This window comes from Bacillus sp. FSL L8-0358 (assembly GCF_038593095.1).
In the GTDB taxonomy this organism is placed as follows: Bacteria; Bacillota; Bacilli; order Bacillales; family Bacillaceae; genus Bacillus; species Bacillus subtilis.
Window position 1 is genome coordinate 3,572,451 of the sequence record NZ_CP151962.1, and the last position, 20,352, is coordinate 3,592,802.

A 20,352-nucleotide genomic window follows, 5' to 3' on the forward strand; every position below is an offset into this window, starting at 1 on the left:
AAAAGGTGTTTTTTTTATTGATATTCCGGAACATCAAAGTAAAGTGTATAACCGTCCAGCAATGAATACAGGCTGTACATGCGGTTTACTTGTTTGTACGCCCAGCCGATGTCTGTTGCGTATTGATGTGTCGCTGTAGCTGACCATCTCATTTTGTACAGTGTGTCCTGATTGTAAGCTGTGTTGTGGATATACGATGAGCCTATGAATTTAGCTCCTCCGATAATGGCCGCTTCTGGTGTGAACCAGCCCTGCTCGTACGCATATTTGGCTCCGTAGTAATTCGGATTGCTGTCGTATGCTCCAATTCCATACATGTTGTATACGGTTTTTCCGTTATAGGTTAATCCATTGGCTAAGGCGGATGTCCCGTTTCCTGTTTCAAGAAGAGCGTGTGAGATTAAATACAGTTCGTTGATGCTATATTGATTGGCGGCATCGATAAATGCCTTTGCTCTCCCTGTCAGGATGCCTTTACCCGCAAGCACTTTCTGATTGACCTCAGTAACGCTGAGGCCCGCTGTCTGTGACAGCTTGAGAAATTGGAAGTAGTATTTGCTGTCTCTGGAAAAGTTATTCGGATCCACGTATTGAACTACTTCACCACTGCTTGCGTTTCGCCAGCCCAAATTGATCTTAGCCCAGCCGTTTATCTGTCCGATGATTTTCACTTTATCGCCTTTTTTAAATTGGCCGATCACGTTTGTCGGGCTGACTTCCGGCGTTGACCGGATATTTAGTACATCAGCCGTAACGGTTGATGTTGCTGTATTAATGTACGTGAGCGATACGTAAGCCGCTCCGTCTGTTTGCGGACTTACTGTCATTTGTTTTTGGACCATATCACGAAGCGAGAGATTGTAATTTGTTTTCATGATTTGCGGGCCGTTTTTGATCTTCACGATAGATGATGTCCATCCGTATAATTGTTTTAACCTCGTTGATGCCGCAGCAGCTGTATCATTGCCTGTGAACTGCTCATTTACGTTGATTTTATAAAGCGTATTGCTTTTCGTTGTGTAGCTGGGGGTTACACTTTTCGATTTAAGATAGGTTAACCCATTGTTCAATGCTGTTTTGCTGCTGAGCTGTGTTGTCACGATTTTGTATTGTGTATATGCAGTCTGGCCTGTTTTTGATGTTGTGACTGCGATTTTATTTTGTTTAAAAAATGTTAAAACGCGGTCAATCTCTTCTTGGCTGATGATAGCTTCAGTTGTGATTTGATAGCTGCTCGCAGCTGTCTGACCGGTTTTCTGGCTTGCTGCTGATATATGATTTGATTTGAAAAACGTGAGTGCCTGATTGACTTTCGTTTGATCAAGCAGAGATTCGGTTGTGATTTTAAACGTGTCAGCTATTTGTTTTTTGACGGATTTCGCAGAAGCACTCAGCTGATTTTTCTTTAATATGTTCAAACCCTTTGTGACTTTTGCTTGATCTGATGTTTCTTCTGAGATAAGCTGATATTGATTTTCTGCTGTTGATCCAGCTGCTATTTTTGCAGCTTTTACTTTTTTCTGAGCAAAGAAGGCTGCTGCTTTGTTTGCTTGCTGCTCGCCTAAAATCTTTGCCGTCGTGATTTGATAAGCGGCAGACGTTGCCGTTTTTTTGACGCTGGATGACGTGTAATGCCATTTTTTCTTTTTAAAGAAAGTGTTTACTTTTTGAAGCTGCTGTTTTGTTATACCCTTCATATTCACGGTATATGATGTGCTTTTTCCAACCTGTTGATAACTGCCGGATACGCCGGTGTTTTTCTTGATTTGGCTGATGGCATCCTTTACTGTATTCAGCCCTTTGAAATAAGCTGATTGGACATTGTATGACTCAACGGTTGTTTTTTGATTGATGGACTTGTAGCTGCCTGTGATGCCAGTGCTCTGTTTCAGCTGCTGCAATAGAGTCTTGGCATTCGCTTCACCTGAAATGGAGGCAGTTGTGAACGTATAATAGGCTTGTCCTTTCACGGTTTCCTTTAATGATGCCTGCAGCCCCGATTCCTTTTGAAAGGCGTTTTTGATCTGCGCAGCTCTGCTGTCTCCCACGATTGTGCCAGACTGAATGGTTGTGACAGACACCGTGTGTGTGATGGGCTGATACGAGCTTTTAATCCCCGTTTGCTTAGCCAGGCTCTGGATAAGCGCCTTGACCTTTGTCTCATCAGCAATGTCTGATGTCATGACGTTCATATAGGGCTGAGCTGCTCCGTAAGCTTTTACAGCGCCAGCCACTCCCGTCTCCTGTTTCAGCTTTGCTAGGATAGTGTTGGCCTGTTTTTCTCCGGAGATGGCACCTGACGAGATGGTGACATATGGCTGTTTGCTTCCAACAGGACTTGACGTTCCTGTAATCGATGTCTGTTTGGCGAGTCCGCTCAGTATTGCTTTCGCTTCTGATTCGCTATAAATGCCTGAGGCGAAAATTTGGTAGGTCGTTGTTGTGCCTGAAGCCTGATAGGAAGCATCCCAGCCAGTATCTTTTTCCAGTTTGGCGACAGCTTGTGAGGCTTGGCTTTCTGTACTGAACGTATTCGACGGCGCTACTTTATATAGTGAGTAGTCGGTATACGCGGCTGCCTGGACAGAACCAGACATGGCAAAAAAGGCAAGGGACGCGGCGGATAGAAGCATAGGTGCGATTAGTCTCTTTTTCATTCCTTCTCCTCTTTCTTATTCTATGAGTATATAAAACTAGTTTATTTATCGGCACGCGCATGCTTCATTTATAGGTGAATCACTTCCATTTTCTAATAAAAAAAACTTAATCTCGAAGTGAGATTAAGTTTAAATATGAGACACGATAAGGGTACAAGTCCCTTTTATCGTAAAATCGGGCATTTGAGCCGGCAAAATAAAGTGATCGCCTTTTTTGAGCGGACATGTTTTGTCCTCATACATGAGCAAACCGCTCCCTTCTATCACGCTGCAAATCAGAAAGGATTCATCCTGAGCCATTTCAGCTTCGCCATTGATGTCCCATTTATACACCGAAAAATATTCCCCTTGGACAAATGTTTTAATGGTTATGCCTTTTCTTGATTCTGTCGATTCATCTATATACCCGTCCACATGGGGAACCGTAGCGGCATTGACCGCTTTGGCAAAATGAAGCTCTCTCGGACTTCCGTTGCTATCAAGACGGTCATAATCGTACACCCGGTATGTGGCATCTGAATTTTGCTGAGTCTCTAAAACAAGGGCCCCCTTGCACAATGCGTGCAGTGTTCCGCTCGGCACATAATAGAAATCACCCGGTTTAATTTTGATTCTTCGCAGCAGGCCCTCCCAGTCACCGCTGTTGATCATTGTGACAAGTTCGGTTTTTGAGCGCGCCGTATGCCCGTAAATGATTTCTGCGTTGTCCTTACAGTCGATAATGTACCAGCATTCCGTCTTGCCGAGTTCTCCCTCTTCGTTTTCTCCGGCATAGTAATCATCAGGGTGAACTTTAATTGACGTATCTTCCTTCACATCCAGCAGCTTTGTCAGAAGCGGGAACCGATCCCCCTCTACACCGCCGAATACTTCACGGTGCTCTTCCCAAAGCTCGATCAATGTCTTTCCTTTATACGGGCCATTTGCAACAGTGCTCGGTCCTTTTGGATGAGCGGAAATGGCCCAGCATTCCCCCGTTGATTCTGAAGGAATACTGTATCCAAATCTATCTCGTAAAGCGGTTCCGCCCCAGATTTTTTCTTTAAACACAGGCGTTAGAAAAATCGGTGATTGCGTCATGATCCGTACCCCTCCCCTGTAAATAACTGATCATCATTTTCCCGGTGCGCCCCTCTTACAAACGCCCGTATAAGCTGTCTTTTTCCGATGACAACATATGTACAAAGCATCATCTTTTCATTACCCCTTCAAAGAAAACGCTTCCTATCTATTATATCACGTCGAAAAGAAGCTTTGTTTCAGCCTTTTCCTCGATAAGAATAATTCTCCTTTTTTGATACAAATTAATAAAACCGTCAATCTGTTTACGAAGGAGAGAAACTATGCAAATCGACTCTGATCTCCAGAACAATTTAGACACACTGAAAAAAACATTGGGACAAAACGACGATATGATGTTTTATACATTTGCTTTCGGAGATAGCAGACAAAAGGCGTGTTTACTGTATATTGACGGTCTGACAGAGAATAAAATGCTGGCGCAATACGTCATTTCTCCTTTACAAAAAGAGGCGTTAGCCCATAAGGAACGCTCGATTGAAGACTTATCCGCCTTTTTTTTCGGCTTTCACCACAGCGTTGTTTCTACAATGAAAGAAATAGAGCAGCTCGTTTTTTCAGGGCAAGCCATTTTGCTCGCTGATGGCTATCGCGGAGGATTAGCTTTCGACACTAAGTCAGTCACAACACGCAGTCTTGATGAACCCTCCTCCGAAGTCGTGGAACGCGGTCCTAAAATAGGATTTATTGAAAAACTGCGGACAAACACGGCGCTTTTGCGTGAACGGACGAGTGATCCTAATCTCGTCATCAAAGAAATGACACTCGGAAAAAGGACGAAAAAGAAAATCGCTGTCGCTTATATTCAGGATATCGCCCCCGATTATGTCGTCAAAGAAGTGTTTAAAAGGCTGAAATCAGTTAATATAGATAATTTGCCCGAATCGGGGACGCTTGAACAGCTGATTGAAGACGAACCATTTTCAATTTTCCCCACAATATTAAGCACAGAACGACCAGATCGTGTAGAGGCTGCACTGTTAGAAGGGCGAGTGTCCATATTAGTGGATGGTACGCCGTTTGCTTTGATTGTACCGGCTACGGTTGACGAATTTATTCATTCGCCCGATGATTACAGCCAGCGCTGGATCCCAATGTCACTTGTACGCCTTCTTCGTTATTCCAGCATCCTGATCACCATTTATTTGCCCGGTCTGTATATTTCTCTCGTTTCTTTTCACACCGGGCTATTGCCGACTAGAATGGCCATATCCATTGCAGGCAGCAGGCTTAACGTACCGTTCCCGCCTTTTATAGAGGCCTTTATCATGATCTTTACGATCGAATTGATTCGAGAAGCCGGATTAAGGCTGCCTAAGCCTATTGGACAGACAATTGGCCTTATCGGCGGGGTCGTCATCGGACAGGCAGCTGTTCAGGCACAAATTGTCAGTGCGCTTATGGTCATTGTCGTTTCTGTCACAGCACTGGCATCCTTTACCGTTCCTTCATACGCCTATAACTTTCCTCTGCGGATCATTCGGATCGGGGTTATGATAAGTGCAACAGCGCTTGGCATGTATGGCGTTATAATGGTTTATCTGTTTGTGATTGGCCATCTCATGCGCCTGAAAAGCTTTGGACAGGATTATATTATTCCAATGTTGGCAATCCCCGGACAGGATTTAAAAGACACGGTGATCCGCATTCCTACTATATTCTTAAAAAGAAGACCGACACGAAACGATCCTGAAGATAACATCAGACAAAGGTGATGGCTATGAGGAAATCAGAGCATAAACTGACATTTATGCAGACGCTCATTATGATCAGCAGCACACTGATCGGCGCCGGGGTCCTAACCCTTCCCCGCTCAGCTGCCGAAACCGGCAGTCCGAGCGGATGGCTTATGATACTGCTGCAGGGCGTTATTTTTATTATCATTGTTCTGCTTTTTTTGCCTTTCCTTCAAAAAAACAGCGAAAAAACTCTTTTTAAGCTCAACAGCATGGTAGCTGGAAAATTCATCGGCTTTCTATTGAATTTATATATCTGTCTATATTTCATTGGGATTGTTTGCTTTCAAGCTCGGATTTTGGGAGAGGTTGTCGGATTCTTTTTGTTGAAAAACACGCCAATGGCAGTTGTGGTGTTTATATTTCTTGCAGTTGCCATCTATCATGTAGGCGGAGGCGTTTATTCAATTGCAAAAGTATACGCTTATATTTTTCCTATAACCCTTATTATTTTTATGATGCTTCTGATGTTCAGCTTTCGCTTGTTCCAGTTCGATTTTATCCGGCCTGTTTTTGAGGGAGGCTATCAAAGTTTTTTCTCTTTATTCCCTAAAACACTATTATATTTCTCAGGATTTGAAATCATTTTTTATCTCGTCCCATTTATGAGAGATCCGAAGCAAGCGAAAAAGGCTGTTGCTTTTGGGATCGGGACTTCTACAGTGTTCTACAGCATTACTTTGTTCATTGTGATTGGCTGTATGACTGTGGCTGAGGCAAAAACTGTGACATGGCCGACCATTTCCCTCATCCACGCATTAGAGGTTCCGGGTATTTTTATTGAACGATTTGATCTGTTTTTACAGCTGACCTGGACAGCTCAGCAATTTACCTGTATGCTCGGATCCTTCAAAGGCGCCCATATCGGGTTAACGGAAATCTTTCATCTAAAAAATAAAAACAATGCTTGGCTGCTGACTGCAATGCTGGTTGCGACGTTTTTCATAACGATGTATCCCAAGGACTTGAATGACGTGTTTTATTACGGGACGCTTCTTGGATATGCTTTCTTAATTGTGATTGCAATTCCATTCTTCGTCTGGCTTTTAAGCTGGGTACAGAAAAAACTTGGGAGGGGTCAGCTGCAATGAAAACAGCAACAAAACTCGCAGTCATGTTTCTTATGCTGCAGGTTCTCTGCGGATGCTGGGATGTCAAAAATATTGAGAAACTATCCTTCGCCAGAGGGCTGGCGATCGATGAGACAGATGATCACCAGTACAAACTGACGTATCAAAACCTTCTTCCCCAAAGCGAAGACAGCCAAGCATCCGGAAAACCCGAATTTGTCAATGTGACGTCCTACGGGAAAACGATCCTGGAAGCAGTCAGTGATGTATCCATCAAGGACCCTCCTGTTTATAGCGATCATTTAAAAGTGATTCTTTTGGGAGAAAAACTGATGAGGAATCAAAATGTAGACCAAGTCTTCAACCACTTTATCCGGGATGATGAGCTGCGGCGAAGCAGCTATTTGATGGCAGCCAGAGGGAATGCAGCTGATGTTTTCACAAAAGGAAACCCCAATCAGCAGCAGCCGATGCCCTCAGAAAAACTGATTGATTTGACAACTCACAGCGGATATAACGGTAAGATTATGATACCGCTGCGCATCGGCAGAGCATCTATATACTCTCAGAACGGGTACAGTTATCTTATTCAAGCCGTGAAAAACCAAAAGGGAAAAGCCAAGTATGACGGTGCAGGCGTTATCAAAAGAGGCAGCAATAAACTTGTTGGGTTTCTTTCAGCTGATGAAACCCAGACACTGACATGGGTCATGGGGACGATCCAAGGCGGTGTCATGCCAACGACAGATAAAGGACATCCGATTACGTTTGAACTCAAAAAGTCAAAAACGAAAATTAAGCCGATCATTGAAAACGGAAAGCCTGTCTTTCAGATTTCTGTTAAAACGAAGGGCATCCTGACAGAAGACCAAAACCCGAATGAAAACTCCTTTAGCAAAAGATATTTGCACAGGCTGGAGAACATTTTTGAGAAAAAGCTTGAACGAGATGTAAAGCAGGTGATGGATAAACTGCAGCACGAGTATAAAACCGATCCGGTCTTTTTATCAGACCACATAAGGATTCAACACCCTGACTACTGGAATAAAGTAAAAGGACATTGGGATGAAATATTTTCTGAGGCTGATTTTAAGTACGATATTTCTTTTAAAATCATTAACTTTGGAACGGTGGGAAAGTAAGCAATCAAAAGGGTGCGCATGATCGCGCACCCTTTTTTATGTCCCAACAGTCTGCTGTTTTCCGGCCGATCCTCCCTGTCCGTTTTTGTCCCGTAAATCCTGCTCAATTTCTTCAAGGCTTTTTCCCTTTGTCTCTGTCACTTTAAATCGGACAAATAAGAACGCCATGATACCGATCGCGGCATAAATCAGGAATAAATAACTGATTCCGATCGCTTCCATTAATATTGGATAGGTTAGTGAAACAATCAGTGTCCCAACGTGCAACATTAAGGTCGAAACACCGGTCCCGATTCCTCTGACGTGAAGCGGGAACAATTCAGGAAGCATCACCCACACAACCGGTCCCCAGCTGACCGCAAAGACAACGATAAACACGCCTAAACAAATGACGGTCGTCCATGAGGCAGCCGGAGTGTTATCGAAAAAGAGATTTACTAAAGCGAGAACGATCAAGCTGATCACCATGCCCGCATTCCCGAATAGCAGTAACGGTTTTCTTCCAATCTTGTCGATGATTTTAATCGCTATTAATGTCATGAGAACATTGACTGTGCCGATTCCGACCGTGCCTAAAATCGAAGCGGAGTTTCCAAATCCGACGTTTGTAAAGGTCTTTGGCGCATAATAGATGATCGTATTCGTTCCGATAAATTGCTGCAAAAAAGCGAGTCCCAAACCGGCAATAAGCGCTGGGCGCACCCATGGATCGAACAGCTCCTTCAGGCCGCCTTCATCCTGCTTTTCCGCTTCTTTTATATCATGTATTTCCTGATCAATATCTTTTGTGCCACGCAATTTTTCAAGAATTTTCTTCGCTTTGCTTTCTTCGCCATTCGTGAACAGCCACCGCGGGCTCTCAGGCATAAACAAAATGCCAATGAGCAAGAGCAATGACGGCACAGCAGCCAATCCAAGCATCCAGCGCCACGCTTCGGCATCGGCAAATATGTAATTGACAATGTAAGAAAGAAGGATGCCGACCGTGATCATCAGCTGATTCAGTGATGACAGCGCCCCGCGTTTATGTTTTGGCGCCAGTTCAGATAAATAAAGCGGCACGATTGTCGTCGATGTTCCGACTGCAAGTCCCAAAATGATGCGAAACAGCACCATGACTCCCGTATTTGGGGCCAGTGCCACACCAAGACCGCCTATACAAAACAGCAGCGCGGCCGCCATAATTGCTTTTTTTCTTCCGAAACGGTCAGTCAGCTTACCAGCCGCTCCTGAGCCTAATATCGCCCCAACCAGTAAGGAGCTGACAACAAGACCTTCTGTAAACGCGTTTAAGCCTAACTCCTTTTTCATAAATAAAATAGCTCCGGAAATCACTCCGGTATCATAGCCATATAACGCGCCTCCAAGAGCTCCGAAAAAATAAAGCCATATATTTGACTGCTTTTTCATAAAAATGACTCCCTTTCTCCATCAGCTGCAATGACATTGTCTGTGGGATTTTTTTAGAAATCTTTTAGCCTCTTTTTCCGGCTATTAAACCTTTTTATTTTGCTGATCATAAGTTTTCCAATCATTTACTTGTATTTTTTTCAATGTCGCCGAAACATTTTACCTGCTGTGGCGTCCAATATAAGGTGATTCAGCACATCATCGTTATCAATTTTCAAAAACAAGAACTTATAAATATAGGAATATTTATCGAAAAATGTCTTTCGGGGAGTTGCCCCATGGCAAATAGAATGGTACGCTTCAAATATTAAAGAAACGTGAGGTATTGATATATGGAAGAACGATCACAGCGCAGAAAGAAAAAAAGAAAACTAAAAAAATGGGTGAAAGTCGTTGCCGGATTAATGGCTTTTTTAATCATTGCGGCAGGCTCTGTCGGCGCCTATGCTTTTGTAAAGCTGAACAATGCTTCTAAAGAAGCTCATGTCAGCCTTGCACGCGGAGAACAATCTGTAAAACGGATCAAAGAATTTGATCCTGGAAAAGATTCTTTTTCTGTATTGCTCTTAGGAATTGATGCCAGGGAGAAAAACGGCGAGACCGTCGATCAGGCAAGAAGTGACGCGAATGTGCTGGTTACATTTAATCGGAAAGAAAAAACAGCTAAAATGCTGAGCATTCCGCGTGACGCCTATGTAAACATCCCAGGCCACGGGTATGATAAATTCACACATGCTCACGCTTACGGCGGCGTTGACTTGACTGTGAAAACAGTTGAAGAAATGCTGGATATTCCCGTCGATTATGTCGTAGAAAGCAATTTCACGGCTTTTGAAGACGTCGTAAACGAGTTAAATGGCGTCAAAGTAACTGTAAAAAGCGATAAAGTCATTCAGCAAATCAAAAAAGATACAAAAGGTAAAGTCGTCCTTCAAAAAGGAACACATACGCTTGATGGGGAAGAAGCGCTCGCTTACGTAAGAACACGTAAAGCGGACAGTGACCTTTTACGCGGGCAAAGACAAATGGAAGTGCTGAGCGCCATTATAGATAAATCAAAATCATTGAGCTCAATTCCGGCTTATGATGATATTGTGGATACGATGGGGCAAAATTTAAAAATGAACTTATCTCTTAAAGATGCCATCGGCCTGTTCCCGTTCATCACTTCATTGAAATCAGTTGAGTCTATTCAGCTGACGGGTTATGATTATGAACCTGCCGGAGTTTATTATTTCAAATTGAATCAGCAAAAGCTGCAGGAAGTTAAAGAAGAGCTGCAAAACGATTTAGGTGTATAATGAACGGGATGGCGATTACGCCATCCCGTTTTACATATTTCCTTATTGAAAATTATCAAAGTAACGATTAGCCTTAATTTATATGGATTATGTTTCACAGGCAAGCTGAACATACTACACGAAGCAGCTTCATTTTTAAGGAGGTTCCCCTACATATGAAATGTATTGCGATTGATCTAGACGGAACATTACTGAATAAAGAAAGCGTCATTTCTGCGGAAAACAGAGAGGCGATCAAGCGGGCCGTTGATGCCGGCATTCTCGTCACCATTTGCACGGGAAGAGCGACATTTGATGTAAAAGCGCTGCTGGATGACTTGGACATCCCTATCATTGCAGCTAATGGCGGTACGATCCATGACACGGGTTACCGTTTGATCAGCCGGACATTAATGGATCAGGAAGCCGGTAAAGCGATTGCTGATTACTTACTTTCAAAAAACATTTACTTTGAGGTATATACAGATGACCATCTGCTTTCTCCTTTTGACGGCGAAGCTAAGCTGCACGCGGAGCTTGACATTCTAAAGAGCGCAAACCCAAACGAGCAGACGGATGAATTGTGGCAAGGAGCCATGACTCAATTCAAACAGTTTGGCATTAAACCAATCCCTCATATCGAATCGGTTTTTGACGGCGGTGAAAACATTTATAAGCTTCTTTGCTTCTCCTTTGATATGGACAAGCTGAAACAAGCGAAGGAAGAACTGAAGCATCATAAAAAACTGGCTCAAACCTCTTCAGGAAAACATATTATCGAAATCCTGCCGGCCTCGTCAGGAAAAGGACGCGCGTTAACAAAGCTCGCTGACCTATACGGAATTGAACCACAGGATATCTATGCGATCGGCGATAGTCCAAACGATTTATCCATGTTTGAAGTCGCCGGACACCGTATCGCCATGGAAAATGCGATTGATGAATTAAAAGAAAAAAGCACCTTTGTCACAAAAAGCAATGACGAAAATGGTGTGGCCTACTTTATAGACCAGCTTCTTTCAGGACAATATGCATAAAGAAAAGACTCCAGAGATTGGAGTCTTTTTCTTTTATTGCACCCGTATACTTCCTGCGTATTTATCCTTCCAATATGTGCTCGTGTTCATATTGGTGATGGTCACGCCGTTTGATAATGTGACATGAACAACTTGTCCGTTTCCGATATAGATGGAGGGATTTAAGCTTGTTGATTGAAAGAACACAATGTCTCCCGGCTTCAGGTCCGCCTTCTCAATCTTAGTTCCGGCATTGTACTGGCTTGTTGCGTATCGAGGCAGGGAAATACCAGCTGCTTTCTGGTATACATATTGGACAAATCCAGCTGTATCAAATCCTGTCTCAGGTGTTACTCCGCCCTGTTTGTAAGGCACTTCTCCGACATAAAGCGTCGCTTCGGAAACAATCGGATTTTCTTTCGGGATTGTCAGGTTGTCAAATCGGCGAATACCCGTCATCTTCGATTTCCAGTAATCCTCTGACAAATACGAAATGGTTACTTTTTCTGACCGGCTTGCCTGAATGAACCTGCCTGCGCCCGCATAAATGCCTGCATGTGAAATTCCCGTTTTATACGTATTGCTGAAATAGACGACATCACCAGGCTTTATGTTCTGAGGGGCTACCTTCTCGCCCACTGCCCACTGCTGTTCGGCTGATCGCGGCAGATAAATGCCGAGTGCCTGTTGAAACACATATTGCACAAGCCCCGAGCAATCAAAGCCCTCTGACGGCGTGCTTCCGCCAAACACATATGGGACACCTATATATTTTTCAGCCTCCTGTACGACAGGAACATCAGCCGTTGCCGGATCGGCAGCGATTCGTCTCGCCCCGATATAAGTTCCGCTCCAATAGCTGCTTTTTTTGTAATTGGTGATGATAACCCCTTTTGACTGTGTACTGTGAACCATTTGGCCGTCTCCGATATAAAGGGCGTCATGTGTCGGAACAGTGCCGGTGCTTCCCTCTTTCTTGAAAAACAAAATATCACCCGGCTTCAGGTTTTCCGGCTTTACAGCTGTTCCGATTTTATACTGGTCGTTTACAGATCTCGGCAGATGAATATCAGCCTTACTGAACACATATTGTATCAATCCTGATGGATCGAAACCCTCTTTCGGCGTTTCCCCGCCATATTTATACTGATATCCAAGCAGGTTTTTTGCTTCGCTGACAATCAATTCTGATGATGTATCAGCTTCCGCAATCTCCGCTTTTGTCATAATTGGAACCAAAAAACAAATGATAACCGCCACAAGCAAAAACTTCTTCCAGTTTGCCAGTGTGTTCACTTTTATTATCTCCTCCTCTTTTTGCAGTTTTAACATCGGTATTTTTTTGAATATGTTAAGAGACTTTTTGATATTTTTACAGAATGAATATGCTGGGCAAATAAAAAGAGAGTGTCTCATCAGACACTCTCTTTTTTGAATTATTTATTGGCGTTTACCGGTTCTTCCTGCTGTTGGATTTTATTCATTTCCATATCAATCTTCTGTTTTTCCTGATCTGTCAGCTGATCATTGAATTTAAAAGCTGACATAAACATGAACACGATGGCTACGGCAACAAACGGCCAGATGGCTTTGACAAATTTCATCTTTATCACTCCGTTTATTTAGATTTTAGTTTGTCACTATGATCAATATCAAACGTCAGTTTTCCGTCTTCTACTTTCCAAGCGAAATTAGAGTCTTTCGTCAGTTCGCGAATAATGGTTTTCTGTTTAAGGCTGTCTTTTTTCACAGGTGCAGGTGTCGCTTCATGGATATCGATCGGTGTCACTTCAAAGCGGCCTGTTCCATTTTTCTTCAGGTGATACTGAACCAGTGCACTGTCTCTTGTTCTCGTCCAGCCCTGGTCAAAGACAAAGTTGCCGAGGCTGTAGAAAATGACGGTTCCGTTATATACTTCAATCGGTTCTAAGACGTGCGGGTGATGGCCGACGATGATGTCAGCTCCCGCATCAGACATGGCTCTTGCAAGCTGGCGCTGGCGGTCGTTTGGATCATTGTCATACTCTTGGCCCCAGTGTGACTGCACAACAACGATGTCCGCATGTTTTTTCGCTTCTGAAATCATAGGGATGAAGATTTCAGGATCTGCGGGCAGCACGCCCGGCGTATTCTTTTTAGCCGCGAAACCTTTCCCGGACACATCGGTAAAGCCAAGCGTCGCAATCGTTACCCCGTTGACTTTCTGGTACGAAATTTTCTTTTTCGCATCACTTAAGCTGTATCCCGCTCCAACGATATCAAGGTTTTGCTTCGCAAATTCTCCAAGCGTATCTTTCATGCCCTGAACGCCGTAATCCATTGCGTGGTTGTTTGCGCTGTTGAGAACCGTGAAATTCATATCCTTCAAGACTTTCACTGATTCCTTATTCGTCTGCAGATGAATCTCTTTATCTGCTTGTTTATAATTCTTTTGATAGGTTACCGGGTTTTCAAAGTTTCCTGCTACATAATCCGAGGCTCTAAAGATCGGTTCAACATATTGAAAAATACTGTCTGCCCCTTTTTGCTCCGTTACTTTTTCAACATAGCGTCCCATCATAATATCGCCTACAAATGAGGCTGAGAGTACGTCGTCAGAATACGTTTTGACCTTCGGCGTTTCCGCTTTTCCCGCCCACATGAAAGCGAACATAAGGACAAAAACGATCGGAATGGCAATAAATACGTGCTTATTGGTTTTCTTTTTTTGCTGTTTTGTCAGCTTTAGCAGCTTTTCATGAAAGCTCAGTTCTTTTTTCATCGTTTGACACACCTTACATTAAATTAAGTAGTAAACAAACATGATAGCAAAGGTCGCTCCGCTCAATAGCAGCGTGCTTCCGAACGTAATGGTTAAACCTTGTTTCTGAATGGTATTGGCAATTAAACCTGGCACGATGATGCCGATTCCTCGAAATTCTGCGATTTCAAATGGTACAATCGGGTATAGAAAATCAAACGCGATTTTTAGGACGATCCCTGTTATCAGCATGGCAGCGAATTTTCTGCGTCCGTACAAAATCATAAATTTCGATAAACCGTATTTCACAATAACATAAGTGAGCAAGCTCACTAGCAAAACAAGTAAAATAAAGACCGGCTGATTAAACACAAGTCCTAAATATCCCGGTACAACAAGTCCTGCCGGCACGATCCCTGTTTTTTCCGCAAAAATTAAACTGAGTAGTACACCTAAAATTAGTGCGATGTATAAATCTGATCCGAACATGTCTGCATTTCCCCCTAGCTTACGAGCTGCTTAACCTTGTATTCGTGGATTTTTTCAATTAAAGGCTCTGCGGCACCATGAATATTGCCGACGCCATATATGACACGGTTGTGCATTCTTTTCTTTAACAATTCCATAATTTCATCTGTTGACTTATACTCTAGATCATGCAGTTTGTCTGCAGGAATTTTGCCTTCTTCGTAGGCTTTTACGATCGGTTCTGTTGTTTCACCGATTAAGATCAGTTCACTTGCTTCAATATAAGGCAATACGTCATTTGCGAATTGCTGTGTCCGATCGACACGGTCTGCGCGGCAGTTCATGATGATGATCGGATCATCGGTCGGGTAACCGATTTCTTTTACACGTTTCCATATATTCAAAGTAGAAGAAGCGTCGTTTGCGGCAAACCCATTAACAAAGTGCCCAGGCTCGCTCGGACTGATCAGCGGAAGAATTCTCATTGCTCCCGGATCTGGCGGCGCATTCAGCATTCCCTTAAATGCTGTTTCTTCGTCAATGCCGAGTGCTTGAGCCACACCCAGCGCCAGAGAAGCGTTATCAGGGAATACCATGTATTCAAATTTACGTAAATACTCATCTGTAATTTTTGAGTTATCAGCAATGATGACTTTTGTGTTTCGTTCTTTTGCTTTTTGTTTAAAGAACTCGGTATATTCACTATCTGTAATGACAAGATGGCCATTATAAGGAATTGTAGCGGTAAACGCTTCTGCAATTTCATCAAGCGTCGGCCCCATGACATCCATATGGTCTTCTAAAACATTCACAATGACGCCGATATTGGCCTGCAGAAGTTCTTCTTGAAAGATGATTTGATAATCTGGGTTAACAGCCATGCATTCGCTGACAATCGCGTTAGCCCCTCTATCTACTGTTTCTCTCATGACTTCTTTTTGCTCTCCGATATTCGGCCCCTGAGGTTTCCGTTTAATCGGCTTTTCCTCCGGTGTGTCCCAGTAAATCATTCTTGCATCTGTTCCTGTTGTTTTTCCAACAGTCTTGTAACCGGCTTCTATTAATATTCCGGTTGTCAGCCTTGTCACAGTCGATTTTCCTCGGATGCCGTTAATATTCACCCGAACAGGGAGGGCATCAATGTTTTTCTGATGTCGTCGTTTTTCTAATATTCCGATGACCAGTATGACAGCACAGGCTATAATGAGTAACCACATTGCTTTTCGACATCTCCTTCTATATTGTTGTAAATTCATTCATCAGTATATAGAATCACTATGAATTCTCAATCGGCATTATGTAACATAATCTTCCCTAATCGACTAAGCCAAACTTCTCGTTTGAAAGAGATTTTATACCTACAAACTGTTTTCTATTTTTGGAAAACAGCAGGACTTATACCTTATCACTTTTTTAAAAAATCGAAGAGAATGCGCTTTCATTTTTCTCCTGATATCCTTCTGGACGTATAGTCACATCCTGCTGTTTGTATTTAATATGCATTTCAAATCAATCTTTTTTTCAGCCTGTGTTATCAAGCATCTCCTGCTATCATGCGTGTTTCCGGTTCTTATGAACACAAAATAGTTTTATCCTGTTTCTTAAGGACAAGGTCATAATGTCATCCTTTCTGCATGGAATAAGCAATATTAGGCCCATTCCAAAATGACTAAGGAGGTTCCAGATGAAAACGCTAAACATACGAGTCCGAATTCTCTAACATAATTAAACATTTTCTGGGATGATAGTCTTTTCTGTTTCTCACCATTTACAGGTCTAAACGCATGACTTTGAAACAATTTTAATAAAACTTAATATTTGTTCATGAAATCTTCATCCATATTTGTGAAGACTTTGTCAAAAAAAGAGTGAAAACCTTAAATTTTTCAATTATATATACAATTTACAAGTAGATTTCTTTTGATATTTTTATTGCCAACTTCGGATTGTTCATGATAATCTATCTATGTAAACGGTTACATAAACAAGGAGGAGCTGTTTTGGCTACAATTAAAGATGTCGCCGGAGCGGCGGGCGTTTCAGTTGCGACGGTTTCCCGCGTCCTGAATGATAACGGCTATGTACACGAAGAAACGCGAACGCGTGTCATAGCGGCGATGGCGAAGCTGAACTATTACCCGAACGAAGTCGCCAGATCTCTATATAAAAGAGAATCCCGACTGATCGGACTTTTGCTCCCGGATATCACAAACCCTTTCTTCCCCCAGCTTGCCCGCGGTGCGGAGGATGAATTGAACCGGGAAGGCTATCGCCTTATTTTCGGCAACAGTGACGAGGAATTGAAAAAAGAACTTGAATACCTTCAAACCTTTAAACAAAATCATGTCGCAGGCATTATTGCCGCAACGAATTACCCGGATCTCGAGGAATACAGCGGCATGAATTATCCAGTTGTTTTTCTGGACAGAACACTAGAAGGAGCCCCTTCTGTGTCCAGTGACGGTTATAAAGGAGGAAAGTTAGCCGCCAAGGCTATCATTCACGGAAAAAGCCAGCGCATTACACTCTTGAGAGGACCCGCTCACCTGCCGACCGCTCAAGACCGCTTTAACGGCGCTTTGGAAATCTTAAAGCAGGCTGAAGTTGAGTTTCAGGTCATTGAGACGGCTTCATTTTCAATTAAAGATGCACAATCGATGGCGAAGGAGCTGTTTGCCGCTTATCCAGCGACAGATGGTGTGATCGCGAGTAATGATATTCAAGCCGCTGCCGTTTTACATGAAGCATTGCGGCGCGGAAAAAACGTGCCGGAGGACATTCAAATTATCGGCTATGATGACATTCCGCAAAGCGGACTTCTGTTCCCGCCACTTTCTACAATTAGACAGCCTGCATATGATATGGGGAAAGAAGCTGCCAAACTGCTTTTGGGTATCATCAAAAAACGGCCGCTGGCAGAAACGGCAATTCAAATGCCTGTCACCTATATAGGAAGAAAGACGACAAGAAAGGAAGATTAAGATGCGTAATATTTGTGTGGTTGGTAGCTGTTCTATGGATTTAGTAGTCACCTCGGATAAACGCCCAAAAGCCGGTGAAACGGTTCTTGGCACGTCCTTTCAGACTGTGCCGGGCGGCAAAGGAGCAAATCAGGCCGTTGCCGCAGCCAGACTTGGGGCTCAAGTGTTTATGGTCGGCAAGGTTGGAGACGATCATTATGGAACAGCTATTTTGAATAATCTCAAAGCTAACGGCGTTCGCACTGACTATATGGAACCGGTTACACATACGGAAAGCGGAACCGCTCATATTGTGCTTGCTGAAGGTGATAACAGCATTGTCGTTGTCAAAGGCGCGAACGATGACATCACCCCAGCGTATGCGTTAAACGCGCTCGAACAGATTGAAAAGGTCGATATGGTGCTGATTCAGCAGGAAATCCCAGAAGAAACGGTTGATGAGGTGTGCAAATACTGCCATTCTCACGATATCCCGATCATGCTAAACCCGGCACCGGCCCGCCCGCTCAAGCAGGAAACAATTGATCACGCCACCTATCTGACGCCGAATGAACACGAGGCATCGATTTTATTCCCTGAGCTTACCATTTCTGAAGCTCTGGCGCTTTATCCGGCAAAGCTCTTTATTACAGAAGGAAAACAAGGCGTCCGCTATTCGGCTGGCAGCAAAGAAGTGCTCATCCCGTCCTTTCCTGTTGAGCCCGTTGATACAACCGGAGCCGGTGATACGTTTAACGCAGCATTTGCCGTGGCCCTGGCTGAGGGAAAAGACATTGAAGCCGCATTGCGGTTTGCCAACCGTGCCGCTTCCCTTTCTGTCTGTTCCTTCGGTGCCCAAGGCGGAATGCCGACAAGAAATGAAGTAGAGGAGCTGCTGTCATGAAAAAACACGGTATGCTGAACAGCCATCTTGCCAAGATTTTAGCCGACCTTGGCCACACTGATAAAATTGTCATCGCGGATGCCGGACTGCCTGTTCCCGACGGCGTTTTGAAAATTGATCTTTCACTGAAGCCGGGCCTTCCGGCTTTCCAAGATACAGCGGCAGTACTGGCTGAGGAAATGGCGGTCGAAAAAGTCATTGCTGCAGCTGAAATAAAAGCATCCAATCAGGACAATGCGAGATTTCTAGAAAATCTTTTCTCTGAACAAGAGATTGAATACCTTTCTCATGAGGAGTTTAAGCTGCTGACAAATGAAGCAAAGGCAGTCATAAGAACAGGAGAATTCACACCATATGCCAACTGCATCCTGCAGGCGGGTGTGCTTTTCTAGAAAGGAGGATGAAACATGCAGATTGAAATGAAAGACATTCATAAAGCATTCGGAAAAAACCAGGTGCTGTCAGGCGTTTCCTTTCAGCTCGTGCCTGGCGAGGTACATGCATTGATGGGAGAAAACGGCGCCGGCAAGTCCACGCTTATGAACATTTTGACAGGCCTGCACAAAGCAGATAAAGGTCAAATCAGCATAAACGGAAACGAAGCGTATTTTTCCAATCCAAAAGAAGCGGAACAGCATGGAATAGCCTTTATCCATCAGGAATTGAATATCTGGCCGGAAATGACCGTTCTTGAGAATCTATTTATCGGTAAAGAGATATCCTCCAAGCTGGGCGTCTTACAAACAAGAAAAATGAAAGCGCTAGCAAAGGAGCAGTTTGACAAACTCTCCGTCTCTCTTTCTCTTGATCAAGAAGCCGGCGAATGTTCCGTCGGACAGCAGCAAATGATCGAAATCGCAAAAGCGCTTATGACAAATGCCGAGGTCATCATTATGGATGAACCGACCGCAGCGTTGACTGAACGTGAAATCAGCAAGCTCTTTGAGGTCATTACAGCGTTAAAAAAGAACGGCGTCTCCATTGTCTATATTTCGCATCGCATGGAAGAAATTTTTGCGATTTGCGACAGAATTACCATCATGCGTGACGGAAAAACGGTAGATACAACAAACATCTCAGAAACTGATTTTGATGAAGTCGTCAAAAAAATGGTCGGACGGGAGCTGACTGAACGATATCCAAAACGCACTCCTTCTCTCGGTGACAAAGTATTCGAGGTGAAAAATGCTTCCGTAAAAGGGAGTTTTGAGGACGTCAGCTTTTATGTTCGTTCCGGTGAAATCGTCGGTGTTTCGGGATTGATGGGAGCCGGCCGGACAGAAATGATGAGAGCGCTGTTCGGCGTTGACAGGCTGGACACGGGTGAGATATGGATCGCTGGGAAAAAAACGGCTATTAAGAACCCGCAGGAAGCCGTGAAAAAAGGTCTCGGCTTTATTACAGAGAATCGCAAGGATGAAGGGCTCCTGCTCGACACCTCGATCCGCGAAAATATTGCCCTGCCCAATCTGTCCAGCTTCTCACCAAAGGGTCTCATTGATCATAAGCGGGAGGCTGAATTTGTCGATCTGTTAATCAAACGCCTCACTATCAAAACAGCATCACCGGAAACGCACGCACGCCATTTATCAGGAGGAAACCAGCAAAAAGTGGTGATAGCCAAGTGGATCGGCATCGGACCGAAAGTGCTTATCTTGGATGAGCCAACAAGAGGTGTGGATGTTGGCGCCAAACGAGAGATTTATACGCTGATGAATGAGCTGACCGAACGCGGCGTCGCTATCATCATGGTGTCATCAGAGCTGCCTGAAATTCTGGGAATGAGCGATCGGATTATCGTTGTCCATGAAGGCAGAATCAGCGGAGAAATCCATGCGCGAGAAGCAACACAAGAACGAATTATGACACTTGCCACGGGAGGGCGGTAA

The 20,352-nt window shown here is 43.7% G+C and carries 17 protein-coding genes; 9 read left to right on the forward strand and 8 right to left on the reverse strand.

The genetic code is table 11. From position 1 onward, the window contains the following. Positions 1-14: 14 nt before the first annotated feature. Positions 15-2,657 (reverse strand): beta-N-acetylglucosaminidase LytD, encoded by a 2,643-nt coding sequence (gene lytD / locus NYE49_RS18340; RefSeq protein WP_342410585.1) that lies wholly within the window; start codon positions 2,655-2,657, stop codon positions 15-17. 129 nt (positions 2,658-2,786) lie between these two features. Continuing rightward, positions 2,787-3,737, reverse strand: a complete 951-nt coding sequence (manA, locus tag NYE49_RS18345) for a mannose-6-phosphate isomerase, class I (protein WP_047183291.1) — start codon at positions 3,735-3,737, stop codon at positions 2,787-2,789. A gap of 263 nt (positions 3,738-4,000) precedes the next feature. Here manA and gerBA point away from each other — a divergent pair, with 263 nt between their 5' ends. Genes gerBA through gerBC form a run of 3 tightly spaced genes read left to right on the forward strand, consistent with a single transcriptional unit; the run spans position 4,001 to position 7,685 of the window. After that, complete coding sequence (gene gerBA, locus NYE49_RS18350; protein WP_015384817.1) at positions 4,001-5,452, forward strand: spore germination protein GerBA; 1,452 nt, start codon at positions 4,001-4,003, stop codon at positions 5,450-5,452. Positions 5,453-5,457: 5 nt separating this feature from the next. Continuing rightward, complete coding sequence (gene gerBB / locus NYE49_RS18355) at positions 5,458-6,564, forward strand: spore germination protein GerBB (protein ID WP_047183292.1); 1,107 nt, start codon at positions 5,458-5,460, stop codon at positions 6,562-6,564. Beyond that, entirely contained in the window at positions 6,561-7,685 is a 1,125-nt protein-coding gene (gerBC, locus tag NYE49_RS18360; RefSeq protein WP_015384819.1) for a spore germination protein GerBC, read from the forward strand. The genes gerBB and gerBC overlap by 4 nt, the downstream gene beginning before the upstream one ends. A 36-nt stretch (positions 7,686-7,721) precedes the next feature. Here gerBC and NYE49_RS18365 read toward each other — a convergent pair whose 3' ends face one another. Further along, positions 7,722-9,095, reverse strand: a complete 1,374-nt coding sequence (locus NYE49_RS18365; protein ID WP_015384820.1) for a sugar porter family MFS transporter — start codon at positions 9,093-9,095, stop codon at positions 7,722-7,724. A 332-nt stretch (positions 9,096-9,427) separates the two neighbouring features. On the opposite strand from NYE49_RS18365, the gene tagT reads away from it, so the two are divergent. Together tagT and ywtE are read left to right on the forward strand one after the other, a co-directional pair. Next, positions 9,428-10,396, forward strand: a complete 969-nt coding sequence (tagT, locus tag NYE49_RS18370) for a polyisoprenyl-teichoic acid--peptidoglycan teichoic acid transferase TagT (RefSeq protein ID WP_015251079.1) — start codon at positions 9,428-9,430, stop codon at positions 10,394-10,396. Positions 10,397-10,551: 155 nt separating this feature from the next. After that, the gene (gene ywtE / locus NYE49_RS18375; RefSeq protein ID WP_047183293.1) at positions 10,552-11,412 is read left to right on the forward strand and encodes a 5-amino-6-(5-phospho-D-ribitylamino)uracil phosphatase YwtE; all 861 of its coding nucleotides are present in this window, start codon (positions 10,552-10,554) and stop codon (positions 11,410-11,412) included. A 33-nt stretch (positions 11,413-11,445) separates the two neighbouring features. Here the strand turns inward: ywtE and pgdS are convergent, their stop codons facing one another. The 5 genes from pgdS to pgsB form a co-directional block, all read right to left on the reverse strand. Beyond that, positions 11,446-12,687 carry a gamma-DL-glutamyl hydrolase gene (gene pgdS / locus NYE49_RS18380; RefSeq protein ID WP_003242751.1) on the reverse strand — a complete coding sequence of 414 codons (1,242 nt, stop codon included), beginning with the start codon at positions 12,685-12,687 and terminating at the stop codon, positions 11,446-11,448. Between the two features lie 140 nt (positions 12,688-12,827). Next, positions 12,828-12,995: an extrachromosomal elements maintenance protein EdmS gene (gene edmS / locus NYE49_RS18385; RefSeq protein ID WP_003227896.1), complete on the reverse strand. Its 168-nt coding sequence runs from the start codon at positions 12,993-12,995 to the stop codon at positions 12,828-12,830. Between the two features lie 14 nt (positions 12,996-13,009). Beyond that, entirely contained in the window at positions 13,010-14,152 is a 1,143-nt protein-coding gene (pgsA, locus tag NYE49_RS18390; RefSeq protein WP_003243306.1) for a capsular polyglutamate synthetase PgsA, read from the reverse strand. Positions 14,153-14,170: 18 nt separating this feature from the next. After that, complete coding sequence (gene pgsC / locus NYE49_RS18395) at positions 14,171-14,620, reverse strand: poly-gamma-glutamate biosynthesis protein PgsC (protein WP_003227889.1); 450 nt, start codon at positions 14,618-14,620, stop codon at positions 14,171-14,173. A 14-nt stretch (positions 14,621-14,634) separates the two neighbouring features. Then, complete coding sequence (pgsB, locus tag NYE49_RS18400) at positions 14,635-15,816, reverse strand: poly-gamma-glutamate synthase PgsB (protein ID WP_014478160.1); 1,182 nt, start codon at positions 15,814-15,816, stop codon at positions 14,635-14,637. Positions 15,817-16,599: 783 nt separating this feature from the next. Here pgsB and NYE49_RS18405 point away from each other — a divergent pair. Genes NYE49_RS18405 through rbsA form a run of 4 tightly spaced genes read left to right on the forward strand, consistent with a single transcriptional unit; the run spans position 16,600 to position 20,352 of the window. Further along, positions 16,600-17,580, forward strand: coding sequence for a LacI family DNA-binding transcriptional regulator (locus NYE49_RS18405; protein ID WP_047183294.1), 981 nt, complete (start codon positions 16,600-16,602; stop codon positions 17,578-17,580). A gap of 1 nt (position 17,581) precedes the next feature. Next, on the forward strand, positions 17,582-18,463 hold the full coding sequence (rbsK, locus tag NYE49_RS18410; protein WP_047183295.1) for a ribokinase: 882 nt from the start codon (positions 17,582-17,584) through the stop codon (positions 18,461-18,463). After that, on the forward strand, positions 18,460-18,855 hold the full coding sequence (gene rbsD, locus NYE49_RS18415; protein WP_015384827.1) for a D-ribose pyranase: 396 nt from the start codon (positions 18,460-18,462) through the stop codon (positions 18,853-18,855). Before rbsK ends, rbsD begins: the two co-directional genes overlap by 4 nt. 15 nt (positions 18,856-18,870) lie before the next feature. After that, on the forward strand, positions 18,871-20,352 hold the full coding sequence (gene rbsA, locus NYE49_RS18420) for a ribose ABC transporter ATP-binding protein RbsA (protein WP_047183296.1): 1,482 nt from the start codon (positions 18,871-18,873) through the stop codon (positions 20,350-20,352).

What these genes read in the sequence shown, in the direction of transcription:
- gerBC (WP_015384819.1), top strand. Translation starts at nt 6,561, where the DNA reads ATGAAAACAGCAACAAAACTCGCAGTCATGTTTCTTATGCTGCAGGTT.
- tagT (WP_015251079.1), top strand. Translation starts at nt 9,428, where the DNA reads ATGGAAGAACGATCACAGCGCAGAAAGAAAAAAAGAAAACTAAAAAAA.
- lytD (WP_342410585.1), bottom strand. Translation starts at nt 2,657, where the DNA reads ATGAAAAAGAGACTAATCGCACCTATGCTTCTATCCGCCGCGTCCCTT.
- gerBA (WP_015384817.1), top strand. Translation starts at nt 4,001, where the DNA reads ATGCAAATCGACTCTGATCTCCAGAACAATTTAGACACACTGAAAAAA.
- manA (WP_047183291.1), bottom strand. Translation starts at nt 3,737, where the DNA reads ATGACGCAATCACCGATTTTTCTAACGCCTGTGTTTAAAGAAAAAATC.
- pgsA (WP_003243306.1), bottom strand. Translation starts at nt 14,152, where the DNA reads ATGAAAAAAGAACTGAGCTTTCATGAAAAGCTGCTAAAGCTGACAAAA.
- edmS (WP_003227896.1), bottom strand. Translation starts at nt 12,995, where the DNA reads ATGAAATTTGTCAAAGCCATCTGGCCGTTTGTTGCCGTAGCCATCGTG.
- gerBB (WP_047183292.1), top strand. Translation starts at nt 5,458, where the DNA reads ATGAGGAAATCAGAGCATAAACTGACATTTATGCAGACGCTCATTATG.
- pgsB (WP_014478160.1), bottom strand. Translation starts at nt 15,816, where the DNA reads ATGTGGTTACTCATTATAGCCTGTGCTGTCATACTGGTCATCGGAATA.
- NYE49_RS18365 (WP_015384820.1), bottom strand. Translation starts at nt 9,095, where the DNA reads ATGAAAAAGCAGTCAAATATATGGCTTTATTTTTTCGGAGCTCTTGGA.
- rbsA (WP_047183296.1), top strand. Translation starts at nt 18,871, where the DNA reads ATGCAGATTGAAATGAAAGACATTCATAAAGCATTCGGAAAAAACCAG.
- rbsD (WP_015384827.1), top strand. Translation starts at nt 18,460, where the DNA reads ATGAAAAAACACGGTATGCTGAACAGCCATCTTGCCAAGATTTTAGCC.
- rbsK (WP_047183295.1), top strand. Translation starts at nt 17,582, where the DNA reads ATGCGTAATATTTGTGTGGTTGGTAGCTGTTCTATGGATTTAGTAGTC.
- pgsC (WP_003227889.1), bottom strand. Translation starts at nt 14,620, where the DNA reads ATGTTCGGATCAGATTTATACATCGCACTAATTTTAGGTGTACTACTC.
- ywtE (WP_047183293.1), top strand. Translation starts at nt 10,552, where the DNA reads ATGAAATGTATTGCGATTGATCTAGACGGAACATTACTGAATAAAGAA.